This window comes from Trujillonella endophytica (assembly GCF_900110555.1).
Taxonomy (GTDB): Bacteria; Actinomycetota; Actinomycetes; order Mycobacteriales; family Geodermatophilaceae; genus Trujillonella; species Trujillonella endophytica.
This window is the reverse complement of the sequence record NZ_FOEE01000001.1, coordinates 576,407-593,250: the sequence shown is the minus strand read 5'-3', so window position 1 is coordinate 593,250 and position 16,844 is coordinate 576,407. Positions and strand designations below refer to the sequence as shown.

Here is a 16,844-nt window from a genome sequence, read left to right as displayed (position 1 = left end):
CAAGGTTTTCTCTCCTCTGGAGTTCCCGTGACGTCGAGCGACACCGTCCTGACCACCGCACCGAACGAGGACGGCGTCGCCCTCGTGACGCTGAACCGGCCGGCGGCGCTCAACGCGGCCGACGAGGAGCTGCACGGCGCGATCGCCGAGGTCTGGGGCGGCCTGGCCGATCAGCCGGGGCTGCGTGCCGTCGTCCTCACCGGGGCGGGCACCGCGTTCTCCGCCGGCGGCGACCTCGACCTCCTCGAGCGGATGGTCGTCGACGAGGAGCTGCGCAAGCGGATCATGGCCGAGGCCGGCGAGCTCGTCCGGGCCCTGGTCGCGTTCCCGCACCCGGTCGTCGCCGCGGTCAACGGCCCGGCGGTAGGCCTCGGCTGCAGCCTCGCCTCGATGGCCGACCTGGTGGTCATGGCCGAGGACGCCTACTACGCCGATCCGCACGTCTCCCTCGGCCTGGTCGCCGGCGACGGCGGGGCGCTGACCTGGCCGCTGAACATGGGCCTGCAGCGCACCAAGGAGTGGCTGCTGCTCGGCGGCCGGATGAGCGCGCAGCAGGCGCTGGAGTACGGCCTGGCCAACCGCGTCGTGCCGGGCGACCAGGTCATCGGCGAGGCGACGAAGCTGGCCACGAAGCTGGCGAAGCTGCCGCCGCAGTCGCTGCGCGAGACCCGGCGGGTGCTCAACCAGCCGCTGCTGGCCCGGGTCGAGGCCGCCCTGGACGACGTCCTCACCGTGGAGACCGCCTCCTTCGACGAGCCGGCCTTCCAGGCGACGCTGGCGAAGATGCGGGCGCGGTCGAAGTGACCGACGCCTACTCCCCCGCCGACCGGCAGGACGTCGAGGACCTCCTGTCGGCGTACGTGCTCGCGCTGGACACCGACGACGTCGACGCGGCGATGGCGCTCTTCGCCGAGGGCGCGGAGTTCCGCACCTACGGCCGCGCCTTCGTCGGCGAGAAGCTGCGCCGGATGTTCGAGACCGCGCCCAAGGGCCAGCACCTGACCGGCCGCAGCCTGGTCACCCCCACCGCGGAGGGCGCCACGGTCCGCTCGCAGCTGGTCTTCCTGCCCGCCGACCGCAGCGAGCACCGGCTGACCATCTACGACGACGAGGTCGTGCGCGACGGTGACCGGTGGCTGTTCCGCAGCCGCACGGTGCGCTTCATGGACTCCGCCGGCCGCCTGCAGGAGCGCCCGGAGTAGTCAGGTCGTCTCCCGGCGGACGGCCTCGACCGGGGGCAGCGCCGCGCGGAGCGCCTCGGACACGTCGGTGGGTCCGCCGCCGGCGATGGCCGCGGCCAGCCACTCGGCCGCCCGGGCGGTCAGGTCCATGCCGCGCATGCGCACGGTGCTGAGCAGCGGTGTCGTGAGACGGGCGTGCCAGGTGTCGCCCACCCCCACCAGCGCCATGTCGCCGGGGGCCGTCCAGCCGAGGTCCGACATCGCCGCCAGGACGGCGACGGCGGTGCGGTTGTCGTGCGCGCACACCGCGGTGACGCCCGCCTGCCGCAGCCCCGCCAGCTCCGTGGCCACGGTCTCGCGGACCAGCGGGACCGGCACCGCCACCGGCGGCGCCAGCCCGAGCTGCGCGCAGGCCGCCTGCGCCCCCGACAGCCGGGCCCGGGCGGTGAGCAGCCGGGACGAGTGGGGGCCGGGCAGCAGGAAGGCCAGGCGCGTGTGCCCAAGCCCGGCCAGGTGCCGGACCTGCGCCTCGCCGATGACCATCTCCCAGAACCGGTCGCCGTCGTCCGCGCCCTCCGGCCGCGGGCCCAGGCCGACCACGTGGCGCACCCCCAGCGCGGACAGCCGCTCCCGGGTCGCCGACGACACGAAGCTGGCCAACAGCAGGGCGAAGGGCTGCACCGACGCGACCACCTCGCACAGCCGCTCCTCCGAGCGGTTCTCGTGGGTCAGGGCCGGGTGGCCGAGCTCGGCGACGCCCGCGGTCAGCGCGCTCACGAGCTGGGCGCCGGTCTCGCCGGCCAGCGTCGCGTCGGTGACCACGACGACGATCCGGTTGTGCCCGCGCCGCAGGCTCGCCGCAGCGGCGTTGGGCACGTACCCGAGCTCGGCGGCCGCGGCGAGCACCCGCTCGCGGGTGGCGGTCGACAGGCTCTTGTCCGGGCGGTCGTTGAGCACGTAGCTGACCGAGGCGATGGACACCCCGCTGAGCCGGGCGACGTCGGTGAGCGTCGGCCGATCGCCGCGCCGTGCTGCCACTCGCCCTCCCCGATCCACTCGCCGTGCCAGTCTGCCGCGCCCTCCCGGAGCGGCACGGACAGGACGAAGGTTAAACGCTTGACCCGTCGTGCGACAGCCCCCTAACCTCCGCTGCAATCCCTGCTGCCGCACCGGGCAGCCGGTCGTCCCCGATGCATCCGGAGGACCGATGACCGCCGCCGGCCCGCCGTCCACCCCGAGGGTGCTCGTGCTGCCCGCGGGGCCGCCCGAGGACCTCGTCGCAGCCCTGGACACGGCGATCGACGCCCCCTGGGAGCTCCTCGCGCCGGGCGCCGACCCGACCCCCGACGAACTGCACCGACTCCTCGCCGCCAGCGACGTCGTGGTCGGCGACTGGTCGGGCGGGTGGCCGCTCGGGAAGCGCGAGGCTGCCGCCGCCACCGGGGTGCGCCTCGTGCAGCAGCCGGGCGTGGGCGTCGAGCACGTGGATCTGGCCGCGTGGGCCGCGCGCGGGATCCCGGTGGCCAACGCCGCCGGGACGAATGCGACCGCCGTCGCCGAGTGGTGCGTGGGCGCCACGCTGTCGCTGCTGCGCGGCCTCGGCTGGGCCGACGCGGCCGTGCGGCGCGGCGAGTGGCCCTCGCCGGTCGAGGCGCTGCCCCGGGTGCGCGAACTGCGGGGCCTGCGCGTCGGCCTGGTCGGCATGGGCGCCATCGGCACGGCCTGCGCCCGCCTGCTCGCGCCGTTCGGTTGCTCGCTCGCGTACTGGAGCCGGCACCCCCGCCCGCCCGAGGAGGCCGCAGGCGCGGCGTACCGGGAGCTCGACGACCTGGTCGCCACCAGCGACGTCCTCGTCCTGGCCGTGGCGCTCGCGCCGGAGACGCGGGGGCTGATCGACGCCGACCGGATCGCCCGGCTGCCGGAGGGTGCGCTCGTCGTCAACGCGGCCCGCGGCCCGGTCCTCGACGAGCCGGCCCTCGCGGCGGCCCTGACCGCCGGCCGCCTCGGCGGCGCCGCGCTCGACGTGTTCTCGACCGAGCCCCTGCCGGCCGACTCGCCCCTCCGCACCGCGCCCAACGTGCTGCTCAGCCCGCACCTCGGCGGCGCCACGGCCGCCGCACGCGCCCGCACCATCGACGCCGCGGCCGAGAACGTCGCCCGCGCCGTCCGCGGCGACCCCCCGGCGTCCGTGCTCAACGGCGTCGTCCCTGCCTCCACCCCCTCGCCCAACCAGATCGGGAGCCCCGCATGACCCTCACCGCCCAGCCCGCCGGCGACGTCCGGACCGACGCGGTCGTGGAGATCGTCAACCCGATCGCCACCCCGCGGCAGGAGGAGGAGGGCTTCGACCGGTTCCCGCCGGCGCCCCGCCTCGCCGATCTGCGCGGCGCCACGATCGGCTTCTTCTGGAACGGCAAGGCCCTCGGCGACGTCGCCCTCGAACGCGTCAGGACCAACCTCGTCGCCCGCTTTCCCGACCTGAAGTTCCGCGACTACATCGGCGTCAACGGGCAGCAGCTGCGTCGTTCGACGCCCGAGCAGCTGGACCAGATGGCCGCCGAGTGCGACGCGATCGTCGGCGCGACCGCGGACTGTGGCAGCTGCTGCTCCTGGCTGGTCTACGAGATGGTCGAGCTCGAGCGCCGCGGCGTGCCCACGGTCGCGATCACCGCCGAGGGGTTCGTCGAGGACGCGCACTGGAGCGCCAAGCTGTTCGGCTGCCCGGAGGCGCCGCTGCTGGTGACGAAGTACGCCATCACCAGCCAGCCCGAGTCGCTGATCCACGAGATGATCGACGCCGCCACCGACCAGGCGATCATCGCCTTCACCGAGGACCCGAAGGTCCCCGACGACGAGTTCGTGCACCTCGTCCCGACGCCGAAGACGCCCACGCTGCGCTACTCCGGCTCGGACCAGCTCGACGCCTTCGACCAGATGCAGTCCGACTTCATCGACAAGGGCTGGAGCGACGGGCTGCCGCTGGTCCCGCCGACCCGCGCGAAGGTCGACGCGATGATCGCCGCCTCCGGCCGCGCGCCCGAGGAGGTCGTCGGCTACTTCGAGCCCGGTTACGGCATCGGCACCGTCGAGAAGATCGCCGCCAACGCGGTCATGGCCGGTGCCCGCCCGGAGAGCATGCCCGTCATCCTCGCGATCGCCGAGGCCTACCTCGACCCGTGGTACGGGCTGCGCTGCCTGTCCATGTCCACCGGCCCGCAGCACCCGCTGATCCTGGTCAGCGGCCCCTACGCCCAGCAGATCGGGATGAACAGCGGCTGCTGCGCGCTGGGCCCCGGGTCGGTGTCGGCGGTCAACGTCGGCATCGGCCGGGCCAGCCGGCTGATCATGATGAACGTCGGCCTGTGCTACCCCGGGATCAGCGACCTGGACACCATCGGCGCGACCGGCAAGTTCGGCGCCTGCGTCGCCGAGAACGAGGGCCGGACCCCGTGGGAGCCCTACCGCGTCGCCAAGGGCTTCACCGCCGACCAGACGACGGTCACCCTGCACGGGCCGTACGCCTCCAGCGACGTCACCGACTTCACCAGCGCGACGCCGGAGGACCTGCTGGAGACCTTCGCCATGGCCGCCCGCAACGCGGCGGTGACCTCGGCCGGGATCTGGCTGACCGCCGCCGGACAGGGCACGACCGAGGGGCCCTTCCACGCGGACTGGAACCCGCTGATCATGCTGGCCCCCGACCACGCCGAGATCTTCCGCATCGCCGGCTGGTCCCGGGAGCAGGTGCAGGAGGAGTTCTTCCGCCGGGCGCGCCTGCCGTTCAGCACGGTCATGCACCACCAGCCGCCGGAGCTGTTCGACAACGCCCACCCGCACCTGCGCTTCCTCTGGGACGCGCCGGACACCGAGGTGTCCCTGTACCGCCGCCCCGACCAGATCGACCTGTACGTCGTCGGTCAGGACGCCGGCCGCAGCCAGTTCTGGTACGGCGGCACCGGGGTCACCACGAAGCAGGTGGTCCTCCCGTGAGCGCCCCCGACGCCGATGCCCGCGCCGTCGTCGCCCACTTCCAGCGGATGCTGGGCAGCGACGGCAGCGTGCTGGAGGTGCGCTCCCTGGAGGGCGACACCCTCACCGTCGAGTACCGCATCGGCGACTGCGACACCTGCGAGCTCCAGCCGTCCGACCTCGCCGGGATGATGGAGGAACTCCTCGGCCGGCGCGGCTCGACCATCACCAAGGTCTCGGTGGCCGGATGAGCCCACTGCGCCGCACCGTCGCGGCCGACGGTGCCCTGCCGGCCAGGGCCACCCGACCCACCACCGCAAGCGCGGCCCTCAAGGGGCTCCGCTTCCGGTTGGCGACCGACCCGACCCCGATCTCGGTCGACGGCTACCGCGAGCGCGCTCGCCGTGCGCTGCCGGACATGATCTGGTCCTACGTCGACCACGGTTCCGAGACCGAGGACACGATGCGCGGTAACCGCGAGGCCTTCTCGCGGTACCGGGTGGAGGCCCGCATGCTCGGCGGACAGCCCCCGAAGACGCTGGAGACCGAGGTCGCCGGCCGGCGGGTCAGCCTTCCGGTCCTCCTGGCTCCCACCGGGCTCACCGGGCTGAGCCACTGGACCGGCGAGCTCGGTGCGGCGCACGGCGCAGAGCGCGCCGGCACGCTGTCGATCCTCAGCACCTCGAGCACCTGGTCGATCGAGGAGGTGGCCGCGGGCACGCAGGAGGACCACCTGTTCCAGCTGTACCCGTTCTCCGGCGGCGACGGATTGCGCAGCGGGTCCGCCGAGCTGATGGAACGGGCCCAGCGTGTGGGTTACTCGGCGCTGTTCGTGACCGTGGACGTGCCCGTCATCGGCAACCGCGAATGGGAACGGCTGCGCGGGATGGGGGCTCCGCCGACCATCACCCCGGCTCGGGCGTTCGACGCCGCCCGGCACGTCCGGTGGACCTACCGGTACCTGAGGCACCAGCGGGTGTCGGCGCGCAACCTGCTCGACCAGGGCGGCAGCGCCGCCGCGGTCGAGTCGGTGAACCGACTCGCCGGGCTCATGAACCCGGAACTCAACTGGGACGACATCGCCTGGATGCGGGACCGGTGGCCCGGCCCGTTCTACGTGAAGGGCATCCTGCATCCCGAGGACGCCCGCCGTGCGATGGCCCTCGGTGCCGACGGCGTCGTGGTGTCCAACCACGGCGGCCGGCAACTGGACCAGGCCCGCGCGACGCTGGACGCCCTCCCCGCGGTCGCCGCCGCGGTCGGGCAGCAGGGCGAGGTCCTGCTCGACGGCGGGGTCCGCCGCGGCTCCGACGTCGTCAAGGCGCTCTGCCTGGGCGCGACCGCGGTGTGCATCGGCCGGCCCTTCATCTACGGGTTGGCCGTGGACGGCGCCGACGGCGTTCGGGCAGTCCTGGAGATCTTCCGCGAGGAGATCCAGCGGACGCTGACCCTCATGGGCGTGGAGTCGCTGGAGCACCTCGGTCCGGAGTGGCTGGCGCCGGCGTCCGGACCCGGGACGCTCGCGGACCTGCCGGCCACCGCCGTCGACGTCCTCCCCGGCTGACCGTCAGCCGCCGCTGCGGACCAGCACCTTCATCCGCCGGCCGGCGTGCAGGTCGGCGAAGGCCCGCTCGACGTCGTCCAGACCGACCTCCTCGACCCATCCGGTTGCGTCGTAGCGGCCGTCGGCCATGGCGGCGATGACCGCGTCGAAGTCCTCGGGCAGGTAGGCGAGGCTCCCGACCAGCGAGAGCTCGCGCATCTGGAGCCGGTTGGTCTCCATCTCCACCGGCCGCCCGTGGGTGGCCACGACCACCAGCCGCCCGCCGGAGACCAGCGCGTCCAGCCCGGTGGTGAGGGCCGCGGGCACCCCGGCGGCGTCGAAGACGACGTCCACGCCGTCGGGCGCGAGCCCGGCCAGCACGGCCGGCAACCCGTCGGGGTCGACGACGTGCGGACCGCCGAGCCGCTCGATCGCGGCCCGCCGCTCCGGGCTGGGCTCGGCGACGACGACGGTCTCGACGCCGTGCGCGCGCAGCGCGAACCACAGCCCGATGCCGATCGGCCCGGCGCCGGCCACGAGGGCCGTCTCCCCCGGCTGCACCCCTCCGGCGCGGACCGCCCGCCAGGCGACCGCCATCGGCTCCACCAGCGCCCCGAGGCGCAGGTCCACCGACGCGGGCAGGACGTGCAGCATCGAGGCGGGGACGACGGTGTACGCCGCCATGCCGCCGCCGTGCGAGGTGAGCCCGTGGAAACCGATCCGCCGGCAGGCGTTGATCCGGCCCCGGCGGCAGGCGGTGCACGTACCGCAGGAGTAGACGGGGAAGACGGCGACCCGGTCCCCGACCGACACACCGGTCACGTCCGGGCCGAGCTCGACCACCGTGCCGGAGAACTCGTGGCCGAGGACCTGCGGTCGCGTCGCACCGGTGAGCGGGTGCGGGGTGCCCATGCCCGGTGGCCGGGGCAGCGAGTACACGTGCAGGTCGGAGCCGCAGATGCCGGCGTAGGCGTTGCGCAGCTTCACCTGACCCGGCCCCGGCGTCGGCTCCTCGATCTCCTCGACGCGGAGGTCCTCGGTGGTGTGCAGGCGTACCGCTCGCACCGCCGGCCCCCGCTACCGCAGCCGGGGGGCGAGGAAGGTGCGGCTCCCGGCGCCGTCCGCGGCGAGCATCCGCCGCTGCACCTTGCCGCTCTCGGTGCGCGGCAGCGGCTGCTCCCACACCACGACCTGCTCGGGCAGCTTCCACTTGGCCAGGCCGGCGTCGAGCAGCCAGGCGGTGACGGAGTCGAAGTCGACGGCGGCGACGTCCCGGGCGACCACGGCCAGGGCCAGCCGCTCCCCCGTCTCCGCGTCCGGCACACCGAAGGCGGCGACCTCCTCGGCGCCGGGCAGCCGCCGGGCGACGTCGTCGATCTCGGTGAGCGAGATCTTCAGTCCCTTGCGGGAGACGATCTCCTTGAGCCGGCCGGTGACCGTGAGCCGCCCGTCCTCGAACCGGCCGAGGTCGCCGGTGCGGTACCAGCCGCCGTCGGTGAACGCCTCGGCGTTGTCGCCCTCGTCGAGGTAGCCGAGCATCCGCATCGGGCCGCGCAGCAGCAGCTCCCCCGGCTGGTCGCCCAGGATCCGCACCTCGGTGCCCTCCGCGCAGGCTCCGTCGTCGGCGTACCGGCCCTCGCCCTCGTCCGACGGCAGCGTGCCGGTCGAGACGGGCACCTCCGAGGAGCCGTACACCCGGACCGGCCGGATGCCGTACCGGTCGAGGGCGACCTCGAGGATCTCCCGCGGGATCATCGCGCCGCCCAGCGCCATCGTGCGCAGCGGCAGCTCGTGCAGGTCCTCGGCCTGGGCCTGGCGGAACAGCTCCTCGATGATGACCGGCGCGCCGCCGAGGACCGTGGCCCCCTCCGCCCGCAGCCGGGCCAGCGACCGGGCCGCGTCGAACCGGTCCTCGAGCAGCAGGCCGGCCCCGCGCTCGGTGGTGAGGTGGGTCTGGAGCAGGCCGGTGATGCTGGCCAGCGGAGTGGACAGGAACGCGACGTCGGCGTCGGTCATCTCCACGATGTCGGCCATGTTCCGGGCGCCGGCGCGCAGCGTGTCGAGGCTGTGCACGACCGCCTTGGGCCGGCTCGTCGTCCCGGAGGTGAAGACGATCGCCGCGGGCAGGGACGGGTCGCGCTCGGTCCAGCCCTCCGACGGGGTCGCGCACTCCATGACGTGGTCGAAGGAGACCGTCGGGACGTCGAGGTCGGCGACCTGCAGGCTCGTCGCCAGCTCCGCGGTGGTCACGATGAGCTCGACGCCGGCGGCCTCCACGGCGTTGACGACGTCGGCGCGGCCGGAACGGCGGTCGAGCATCACGGCCACCCCGCCGCAGCGCAGGACGGCGTGGTAGACGGCGACCGCGGGGGCGATCAGCGGGGCGATGACGAGGACGGCGGTGCCCGGCCCGCAGCCGTGCCCGCGCAGGCAGCCGACGGCCCGGTCGACGGCGGCGGCCAGCTCGCGATAGGTCCAGGTCGTCGTCCCGTCGGCGACCGCGACCCGGTCGGGCGTGCGGGCCGCGACGGCCTCGACGCCGTCGCGCAGCCCCACCCCGCCCCAGAGGCCCGCGGCGACGTAGCCGCGGCGCACGTCCTCGGGGATCGGCTCGACTCCTGCGATCTGCACGGTGCTCCCTCTCGTCAGGCGGTGGTCGGGGCGGGCAGGCCGGCCGCGGCGCACAGCGCGTCGACCTCGCCGCCGGGCAGTCCGAGCTCGGTGAGGATCGCCCGGGTGTGCTCGCCGACCGCGGGGACGGGCGCCAGCGGCGTCGTCCACGCGTCGCTGGTCCACGGCGGCAGCAGAGAGGCGACCGGTCCCACCGGGCTGCCCACCTCCTGCCAGCGGCCGCGGCCGGTCAGCTGCGGGTGCTCGACCACGTCGAGCACCTCGTTGTAGACCGCGTTGCCGATCCCCGCGGCGTCCGCGCGGGCGAGCACGTCGGCGAGGTCGCGGCCGCGCGCCCACTCGCCGATGGCCGCGTCGATCCGGCCGCGCTGCTCGCAGCGCTGCCCGTTCGTGGCCAGCGCCGGGTCGTCGGCGAGGTCGGGACGGTCGACCACCTGGCGGGCGAGCCGCTGCCACTCCGCGTCGTTGGTGGTGCCGAGCACGGCGATCCGGCCGTCCCGGGTCGAGTAGGCGCCGTACGGGGAGACGACCGGCGAGCTCATCCCGATCGGCGGCCGCTCCCGGCCCGAGTAGCGGGCGTGCAGGAGGGCGAACCCCAGGAAGTCGGTGACGGTGTCGAACATGCTGACCTCGATCGCCGCACCCCGGCCGTGCACGCCCCGGCCGACCAGGGCGGCCAGGATCGCGACGGCCGCCTGCAGGCCGCTGCCGACGTCGGCCACGGGCGGGCCGGGCTTGGCCGGGCGCCCGGGCTCGCCCGTGGTCGCGCACGCGCCCGCCTCGGCCTGGACGAGCAGGTCGTAGGCGCGCCGGTGGTCCATCGGCCCGCCGGTGCCGTAGCCGGACATGTCGACGGCGACCAGCCGGGGACGGGCGGCCACGAGGCCGGCCGCGTCGAGGCCCAGCCGCTTCGCCGCGCCGGGCGCCAGGTTCTGCACGACGACGTCGGCGGTGTCGAGCAGCCGGTCCAGCGCCGCGCGCGCGGCGGGGGCCTTCACGTCGAGGGCGAGGGACTCCTTGTTGCGGTTGAGCCACACGAAGTGGGTCGCCAGGCCGTCGGCCACGTCGTCGTAGGCACGGGTGAAGTCGCCGGCGCCGGGGCGCTCGACCTTGACCACCCGCGCGCCGAGGTCGCCCAGCAGGCGGGTGCAGTAGGGCGCGGCGACCGCCTGCTCGAAGGAGACGACCGTGAGGCCCGCCAGGGGCGGCGGCGCGCCCGATCCGTCCGGCATGCGGCTCCCGTCGTCGTTGACCCGACCGTTCAGCGAACTATAACCTGACGTCGATGTCGACTCTGCCGCCTCGTACGCCCGGCTCGTCGCCGTCCGATTACTCGCGCCTCCTGGCTGAGGCGGCCGAGCGTGCCCCCGAGCACATGGCCGTGCTGGCGGAAGACGCGCAGTACACCTACCAGGAGCTGCAGGCCGCCGTCGAGCAGGCGGCCGCCGGCCTGTCCGCCCTCGGCGTCCGTCCGCGGGACCGCGTGGGGCTGTGCCTGGGCAACGAGCCGGCCTGGATCGTCGCCTTCTTCGCGCTCGCCCGGCTGCGCGCGGCCGCGGTTCTGCTGTCCACCGCGTGGCGCGAGCACGAGATGGCGCACGCGCTCGCGCTCACCGGGCCGGTGGCGGTGATCGCCGACGCGGCGAGCGCCGCCGTGGTCGACGCCGTCGGCCGGCCCGGGCTCGCCGTCGTCGTCGGCCCGGAGCCGCGGGAGGGCTGGACACCGTTCGGCGCGCTCCGCGGGGACGCGGGCACCCTGCCCGAGACGGGCGACCCCGCCGAGCTCGAGCTGGCCCTGCCGTTCAGCTCCGGCACGACCGGCCTGCCCAAGGCCGTCCGGCACACCCACCGCTCCCTGTGCGCGGCGACCACGCAGTGGCGGGAGTCGCTCGGCGTCACGGCGACAGACCGGCTGCAGGGCATCACCCCGCTGTCGCACATCCTCGGCATCGTCAACGTCGGCGCCACCTTCGAGGGGACGGCGACCATCCGGCTGTTCCGCCGGTTCGACACCGCCTCGATGGTCGAGAGCTTCGCCGCCGACCGGATCACGATCGGCCTCACCGTCGCGCCGATCGCCGCCGCGCTGGCCGCGATGCCCGACCTCGAGCGGTTCGACCTGCGCTCGCTGCGCTACCTCAACTGGTCGGCCACCCCCGTCAACGCCGAGATCGCCCGCCGGGTCACCGAGCGCACCGGCGTCGGCTGGCGGCCGGCCTACGGCACCACCGAGGTGCCGATCCTGGCGATGAACCCGGCCGAGGGCGCCCGCCTGGACTCCGTCGGGCTGGCGCCGCGGGGCGTCCAGCTGGAGGCGATCGACCCGGGGACGCTGGAGTTCCTGCCGCGCGGCCGCACGGGAGAGCTGGTGGCCCGCAGTACCGCGGCGATGCTCGGCTACCTGCCCGAGGACGCGCCGGACCCCTTCCTCGACGGCGGCTGGTACCGGACCGGCGACCTCGGGCACGTCGAGCCCGAGGGCTGGATCGTGGTGAGCGGCCGGCTCAAGGAGCTCATCAAGGTGTCGGGCTACCAGGTCTCCCCCGTCGAGATCGAGAACCTGCTGGCCACCTCGCCGCTGGTCGCCGACTGCGCGGTGTTCGGCGCTCCCGACGACCGGCGCGGCGAGGCCCCCTGCGCCGCGGTGGTCCCGGCCGCGGGGTGGACGCCGGACGCCCAGGAGCTGCTGGACTGGCTCTCCCCGCGACTCGCGCCCTACAAGCGGCTGCGCGACGTCTTCTTCGTCGAGGCGATCCCCCGGACACCCTCGGGCAAGATCCAGCGCCGGCACCTGACCCCGCTGACCGGCGCGTGAACTTCTTCCGGGAGGAACCCCCGTGGCCGACGGCCCGCAGCAGCTGACGACCGGCACCGACGAGCTGCTGGCGACCCTCGACGAGGGCGTCCTGACGCTCACCCTCAACCGGCCGGGGTCGCGCAACGCCTACTCGCTGGCGCTGCTGGACGCGCTCGGCGCCGCCCTGGACTCCGCCGACGGCGACGAGCGGGTGCGCGTCGTCGTCGTCACCGGGGCGGGCGAGAGCTTCTGCGCCGGCGGGGACGTGAAGGTGATGGCCCGCGGGGAGAGCCTGTTCGGCCCGGCGGACGACGTCGAGGCGCGCCGGACGCGGCACGCCGGGGCGCAGCGGGCCACCACCGTCCGGCTGGCGGAGTTCGCCAAGCCCACCCTGGCGCTGGTCAACGGGCCCGCGGTCGGCGCCGGGCTCGCCCTCGCGCTGGCCTGCGACCTGCGGGTGGCGGCGGAGTCGGCGGTGCTGCGGACCGGCTTCACCCGCGCCGGCCTGGCCGGGGACTTCGGCTGCAGCTGGCTGCTGACCCGGCTGGTCGGCCCGGCCCGCGCCACCGAGCTGCTGCTCACCTCCCGCGCGCTGACCGCGGCGGACGCCCGGGACTGGGGACTGCTCACCGACGTCGTCCCCGATGCCGAGCTGGCCGAGCGCGGCACGGACCTGGCCCGCGCGCTGGCGGGCATCTCCCCGCTCGCGCTGCGCGCCGTGAAGGAGAACGTGGCCCGGGCACTCACGCACGGCCTGGCCGAGAGCGCCGACGCCGAGGTCGACTGGCACGTGCGGCTGGTCGACACCCCCCAGCACCGAGCGGCAGTGGCCGCGCTGAACGTGAGGAACGGACGATGACCACACAGCAGCACACGGACCGGCCCCTGGACGGCAAGGTGGTCCTCGTCTCCGGGGCCAGCCGGCGACTGGGTCGCACCTACGCCCATGCCCTGGCGCGGGCCGGTGCCCGCGTCGTCGCGCTGGCCCGGACGCTCGGTGACGACCCCGCACAGATGGGGACGTTGCGCGAGGTGGAGGCGTCGGCCCGCGCCCAGGGACTGGACGTCACCGCGCGCCGGGTCGACCTCACCGACGAGGACTCGGTCCGCGGCGTCGTCGAGGACGTGGCCCGCGAGCTCGGCGGCATCGACGGGATCGTCAACAACGCCGTCGCGTCCTCCGAGCGGATGGAGTGCCGCGGCATCTCGCAGCAGGTGTGGGACGAAGCCTTCGCGGTCAACGTGCGCGCCCCGTACCTGCTGGTCGACAGCGCGCTCCCCTACCTGCGGGCCGGCGACGGCGGCTCGGTCGTGAACATCACCTCGCTCGCGGCCGGCCCGACCGGCAAGGGCGGGGGCGCCCACGCCGGGCTGCTCCTCTACGGGCTGACCAAGTCCGCGCTGAACCGCCTGACCAGCTGGTACGCGGCCGAGCTGGCCGACGACGGCATCGCGGTCAACGCGATCAGCCCCGGCGACGTCAGCGTCTACCTGCGCACCGTCAACGACATCACCGAGGAGCGGTCCAACCGCGAGGTGGTGGCCGGCGAGCAGCTCGACGAGGACTTCTGGGGCGCCCCCGTCGCGTGGCTGATCGGCGCCCGACCCACCGATCTCACCGGGGAGGTGCTGCACACCTACACCTTCGGCGAGAGCTGGGGCCCGGACCGCACCCGGGAGCTCTCCCCCGCGCTCTCGGACATCCTCGGCCGGGACAACCTGCGCGCGCGCTGAGCCCCGGCGCCGGCCGCACGCGGACGCCGAGGCGTCCGGACACGCGTGCCGTCTCCTGCTCGTGACGCAGGCGCGGACGTACCATCCCCGGCCATGCCTGCGGCCGAGAGCACGACCCCACCGACGGCTCCCCAGGCGACCACGAAGGGCCCCGACGACGAGACGCGGCAGCGCCTGGTCGAGGCCACGACCCGGTGCATCGCCGCCCGCGGGTCGGTCCGGATGACGGTGGCCGACGTCGCCGTCGAGGCCGGCGTCGCCCGGTCGACCGTCTACCGCTACTTCCCCACCCGCGACGACCTGCTGCTCGGCGTGCTGGTGAGCCGGATCGACGCGTCGGTCGACCGGCAGGTCGCCGCCCTGGGCGACCCCGACGACGCGGTGGGCTCGATCGCGGAGCTGGTGCTGGGGTCCATCGAGCTGGTCGGCGGCGACCCCGTGAACGAGGCGCTCTTCTCGGCGGAGGGGCGCTGGGTGGTCACCGCCCTGGAGTTCGGTGCCGAGCCGGTCGTCGACGCGGTGTACCGGCACCTGCGGCCGCTGCTCGAGCGCTGGCAGGCCGATGGGCAGCTGCACCCGGACCTGGACCTGCGCGAGACGGCGCGCTGGATCAACGCGGTCTCCAACCTGATGCTGTCCCCGCCGCTCGCGCAGCGGTCCGCCGCGGCGAAGCGGCTCTTCCTCGACCACTACCTGCTGCGGGCGCTCGTCCCCGCCGGAGGCGCCGAGTGGCCGCCGTCCCGGATTCGTTCGCGCGAGTCATAGGACAAAGCGGGGTGTTTGTCCTACGGTGACGGTGCCGCGCTCGCGGCGTCCCCACCGATGTGGACCCTGCTGGAGGCCTGCGCATGATCCGAGTGAAGGCGGCGTTCGTCAGCCTCACACCCCCGTTGCCGGCGGACGACGACGGCAGCTACCTGCGCTGGCACCTGCTCGACCACATGCCGGAGCAGTACCAGCTCCCCGGGCTGGTGCACGCCCTGCGGTACATCGCCGACGGCGACTACCCCGCCGCGCGCATCGCCGGCGAGGGCCCGCTCGCCGACATCGGCGCGGCGGTCACCTACCTGATCGGCGACCCGGTCCAGCGCACCCACGACGACTTCATGGAGCTGGGACTGCGGCTGGCGGAGGTCGGACGCTTTCCCATCCGGCGCCCCTCGCTGCAGCTGCGGATGCCGGCGCTGCTGCGGTGGTACGCCGCGCCACGCGCCCTGGTCTCGGCCGAGGTCGTGCCGATGCGGCCGCACCGCGGCGTGCTGCTGCTCGTCGAGGAGCCTGCGGGGGACGACGTCGACGGCTGGCTGAACTGGCTGCACACCGACCACGCCCCCGCGCTGCTCGACGTGCCCGGCGTGGCCGGCGCGTGGACGTTCGGCTCGACCGACTTCTGGGAGCAGCACCCGCACATCCAGGGTTCCCCGCAGTACACGACCGTCGTCTACCTCGACGAGGACCCGCTGGCGGTCACGCAGCGCCTCACCCCGCTGATCGAACAGCGGTGGGCCTCGGGCGCCGTGCGGCCGCTGTTCGCCGGCCCACTGCGGTCGATGGTCCGGTGGGACGCGTGGCCGGAGTGAACTCGACGACCCGATCGGAAGGACCTCGACGATGAAGCTGTCCGTGGGCACCCCCGTGGTGTCGATGCTCCCGGGGGCCAGCGGGGAGTGGGAGCGGAGCGGCACGATCGCCGACGTCGCCCGCATCGCCGAGACCGCCGACCACCTCGGGTACTCCCACCTCACCTGCAGCGAGCACATCGGGGTGCCGGCCGACCAGGCCGCCCGCCGGGGCGCGCGGTACTGGGACCCGCTCGCCACGTTCGGCTACCTCGCCGCCCGCACCGAGCGCATCCGGTTCGCCACCGCGGTCCTGGTCCTCGGCTACCACCACCCGCTGGAGATCGCCAAGCGCTACGGAACGCTGGACCTGGTCAGCAACGGCCGCGTGGTCCTCGGCGTCGGGGTCGGGACCCTCAAGGAGGAGTTCGACCTCCTCGGCGCACCGTTCGCCGACCGCGGCAGGCGCGGGGACGACGCGCTGCGGGCCCTGCGCGCGTCGCTGTCCCGGCCCGAGCCCAGCTACTCGGGTGAGTACTACGACTTCGGCGGCCTGATCGTCGACCCGTGCGCCGTCCAGCCGCACGTGCCGATCTGGGTCGGCGGCCAGACCCTGCTCTCGCTGCGCCGGGCCGCGACGCTCGCCGACGGGTGGACGCCCTTCAACGTCACCCCGCAGCAGGCCCAGGAGTGGCTGGCCCAGGTGGAGCTCCCCGCGGACTTCACCGTCGGCCTCGGCCCGTCCACGCCCTTCGATCCGATCGACGAGCCGGGAGCCACCGCGGACGCGCTGGGCGAGCTCGCCGCGGCCGGCGTGACCGTCGCCTCCGCCCGCTTCGTCCACTCCTCGCTCGAGCAGTACCTCGATCAGCTCGAGGCGCTCGCCGCCGTCAACGCCGACCTCTGACCCCTCTGGAGGGAGTCCCGTGGAACAGCACGACCCTGGCGTGACCATCCTCGAGCGACTGGAGGCGATCGAGGACATCACGCTGCTCAAGGGGCGGCGCGACCGCCTCGTCGACACCCAGGACTGGGTGGCACTGGAGGCCCTCCACGCGCCGGACTACCACGGCTACAACGGCGACTACCCGCCGTTCACGTCGGCGGCTGAGATGATCGCCGGCGTCAAGGTGATCATGAAAGACCTCCGGACGGCGCACCACTCCCACACGCCGGAGATCACCGTCCACTCCCCCACCACCGCGAGCGGCATCTGGGGCATGACCGGCATCTCGCTGTGGCAGCAGGGAGACGAGGAGCACTGGTTCCTCGCCACCGGCCACTACTTCGAGACCTACGAGAAGCGCGACCGTCGGTGGCTGTTCACCAGCCGGCGCCTGGAGTACGTGCTCACCAAGACCTCGCCCGGCGGCATCTTCCCGCCACCGGCACCCGACCGCACGACCGGCTGAACCCTGGCGCCGCCCCGC

17 protein-coding genes are annotated in these 16,844 nt (G+C 74.4%); 13 read left to right on the top strand and 4 right to left on the bottom strand.

Annotated elements, in window-relative coordinates; genetic code table 11:
* Positions 1 to 27 precede the first annotated feature (27 nt).
* Both BMY88_RS02825 and BMY88_RS02820 read left to right on the top strand, forming a co-directional pair.
* Positions 28 to 804 (top strand): enoyl-CoA hydratase/isomerase family protein, encoded by a 777-nt coding sequence (locus BMY88_RS02825; protein ID WP_170860930.1) that lies wholly within the window; start codon positions 28 to 30, stop codon positions 802 to 804.
* Positions 801 to 1,202: a nuclear transport factor 2 family protein gene (locus tag BMY88_RS02820; protein WP_091939811.1), complete on the top strand. Its 402-nt coding sequence runs from the start codon at positions 801 to 803 to the stop codon at positions 1,200 to 1,202. Before BMY88_RS02825 ends, BMY88_RS02820 begins: the two co-directional genes overlap by 4 nt.
* On the opposite strand, the gene BMY88_RS23210 is transcribed toward BMY88_RS02820, so the two are convergent.
* Positions 1,203 to 2,219, bottom strand: a complete 1,017-nt coding sequence (locus BMY88_RS23210) for a LacI family DNA-binding transcriptional regulator (RefSeq protein ID WP_170860929.1) — start codon at positions 2,217 to 2,219, stop codon at positions 1,203 to 1,205.
* A 169-nt stretch (positions 2,220 to 2,388) separates the two neighbouring features.
* Between BMY88_RS23210 and BMY88_RS02805 the strand changes: the two genes are divergently transcribed.
* From BMY88_RS02805 to BMY88_RS02790, 4 genes are read left to right on the top strand one after another with little or no spacing between them, the layout of a single operon-like run.
* On the top strand, positions 2,389 to 3,432 hold the full coding sequence (locus BMY88_RS02805; RefSeq protein ID WP_091939809.1) for an NAD(P)-dependent oxidoreductase: 1,044 nt from the start codon (positions 2,389 to 2,391) through the stop codon (positions 3,430 to 3,432).
* Positions 3,429 to 5,171, top strand: a complete 1,743-nt coding sequence (locus BMY88_RS02800; RefSeq protein ID WP_091939807.1) for a UGSC family (seleno)protein — start codon at positions 3,429 to 3,431, stop codon at positions 5,169 to 5,171. The genes BMY88_RS02805 and BMY88_RS02800 overlap by 4 nt, the downstream gene beginning before the upstream one ends.
* Entirely contained in the window at positions 5,168 to 5,401 is a 234-nt protein-coding gene (locus BMY88_RS02795) for a NifU family protein (RefSeq protein WP_091939804.1), read from the top strand. The genes BMY88_RS02800 and BMY88_RS02795 overlap by 4 nt, the downstream gene beginning before the upstream one ends.
* Positions 5,398 to 6,714, top strand: a complete 1,317-nt coding sequence (locus BMY88_RS02790) for an alpha-hydroxy acid oxidase (protein ID WP_091939802.1) — start codon at positions 5,398 to 5,400, stop codon at positions 6,712 to 6,714. The genes BMY88_RS02795 and BMY88_RS02790 overlap by 4 nt, the downstream gene beginning before the upstream one ends.
* A gap of 3 nt (positions 6,715 to 6,717) precedes the next feature.
* Here the strand turns inward: BMY88_RS02790 and BMY88_RS02785 are convergent, their stop codons facing one another.
* From BMY88_RS02785 to BMY88_RS02775, 3 genes are read right to left on the bottom strand one after another with little or no spacing between them, the layout of a single operon-like run.
* On the bottom strand, positions 6,718 to 7,758 hold the full coding sequence (locus BMY88_RS02785; protein ID WP_091939800.1) for a 2,3-butanediol dehydrogenase: 1,041 nt from the start codon (positions 7,756 to 7,758) through the stop codon (positions 6,718 to 6,720).
* Positions 7,759 to 7,770: 12 nt separating this feature from the next.
* A complete protein-coding gene (locus BMY88_RS02780; protein ID WP_170860928.1) occupies positions 7,771 to 9,324 on the bottom strand; it encodes a class I adenylate-forming enzyme family protein in 1,554 nt (517 codons plus the stop codon).
* Between the two features lie 14 nt (positions 9,325 to 9,338).
* Positions 9,339 to 10,556, bottom strand: coding sequence for a CaiB/BaiF CoA transferase family protein (locus BMY88_RS02775; RefSeq protein WP_091939795.1), 1,218 nt, complete (start codon positions 10,554 to 10,556; stop codon positions 9,339 to 9,341).
* A gap of 53 nt (positions 10,557 to 10,609) precedes the next feature.
* On the opposite strand from BMY88_RS02775, the gene BMY88_RS02770 reads away from it, so the two are divergent.
* The 7 genes from BMY88_RS02770 to BMY88_RS02740 all read left to right on the top strand — a co-directional run bounded on the left by BMY88_RS02770 (position 10,610) and on the right by BMY88_RS02740 (position 16,826).
* Entirely contained in the window at positions 10,610 to 12,139 is a 1,530-nt protein-coding gene (locus BMY88_RS02770) for a class I adenylate-forming enzyme family protein (protein ID WP_091939793.1), read from the top strand.
* Between the two features lie 22 nt (positions 12,140 to 12,161).
* Positions 12,162 to 12,980, top strand: a complete 819-nt coding sequence (locus tag BMY88_RS02765; RefSeq protein WP_091939791.1) for an enoyl-CoA hydratase/isomerase family protein — start codon at positions 12,162 to 12,164, stop codon at positions 12,978 to 12,980.
* A complete protein-coding gene (locus BMY88_RS02760) occupies positions 12,977 to 13,855 on the top strand; it encodes an SDR family NAD(P)-dependent oxidoreductase (protein WP_091939789.1) in 879 nt (292 codons plus the stop codon). The genes BMY88_RS02765 and BMY88_RS02760 overlap by 4 nt, the downstream gene beginning before the upstream one ends.
* Before the next feature lie 93 nt (positions 13,856 to 13,948).
* Positions 13,949 to 14,620, top strand: coding sequence for a TetR/AcrR family transcriptional regulator (locus tag BMY88_RS02755; protein WP_091939787.1), 672 nt, complete (start codon positions 13,949 to 13,951; stop codon positions 14,618 to 14,620).
* 83 nt (positions 14,621 to 14,703) lie between these two features.
* Positions 14,704 to 15,435, top strand: a complete 732-nt coding sequence (locus BMY88_RS02750; RefSeq protein WP_170860927.1) for a hypothetical protein — start codon at positions 14,704 to 14,706, stop codon at positions 15,433 to 15,435.
* A 31-nt stretch (positions 15,436 to 15,466) separates the two neighbouring features.
* A complete protein-coding gene (locus tag BMY88_RS02745; RefSeq protein WP_091939785.1) occupies positions 15,467 to 16,321 on the top strand; it encodes a TIGR03619 family F420-dependent LLM class oxidoreductase in 855 nt (284 codons plus the stop codon).
* A 40-nt stretch (positions 16,322 to 16,361) separates the two neighbouring features.
* Entirely contained in the window at positions 16,362 to 16,826 is a 465-nt protein-coding gene (locus BMY88_RS02740) for a nuclear transport factor 2 family protein (protein ID WP_170860926.1), read from the top strand.
* The last annotated feature ends 18 nt before the right edge of the window (positions 16,827 to 16,844 follow it).

What these genes read in the sequence shown, in the direction of transcription:
- BMY88_RS02770 (WP_091939793.1), top strand. Translation starts at nt 10,610, where the DNA reads ATGTCGACTCTGCCGCCTCGTACGCCCGGCTCGTCGCCGTCCGATTAC.
- BMY88_RS02760 (WP_091939789.1), top strand. Translation starts at nt 12,977, where the DNA reads ATGACCACACAGCAGCACACGGACCGGCCCCTGGACGGCAAGGTGGTC.
- BMY88_RS02805 (WP_091939809.1), top strand. Translation starts at nt 2,389, where the DNA reads ATGACCGCCGCCGGCCCGCCGTCCACCCCGAGGGTGCTCGTGCTGCCC.
- BMY88_RS02745 (WP_091939785.1), top strand. Translation starts at nt 15,467, where the DNA reads ATGAAGCTGTCCGTGGGCACCCCCGTGGTGTCGATGCTCCCGGGGGCC.
- BMY88_RS02790 (WP_091939802.1), top strand. Translation starts at nt 5,398, where the DNA reads ATGAGCCCACTGCGCCGCACCGTCGCGGCCGACGGTGCCCTGCCGGCC.
- BMY88_RS02775 (WP_091939795.1), bottom strand. Translation starts at nt 10,556, where the DNA reads ATGCCGGACGGATCGGGCGCGCCGCCGCCCCTGGCGGGCCTCACGGTC.
- BMY88_RS02750 (WP_170860927.1), top strand. Translation starts at nt 14,704, where the DNA reads ATGATCCGAGTGAAGGCGGCGTTCGTCAGCCTCACACCCCCGTTGCCG.
- BMY88_RS02755 (WP_091939787.1), top strand. Translation starts at nt 13,949, where the DNA reads ATGCCTGCGGCCGAGAGCACGACCCCACCGACGGCTCCCCAGGCGACC.
- BMY88_RS02800 (WP_091939807.1), top strand. Translation starts at nt 3,429, where the DNA reads ATGACCCTCACCGCCCAGCCCGCCGGCGACGTCCGGACCGACGCGGTC.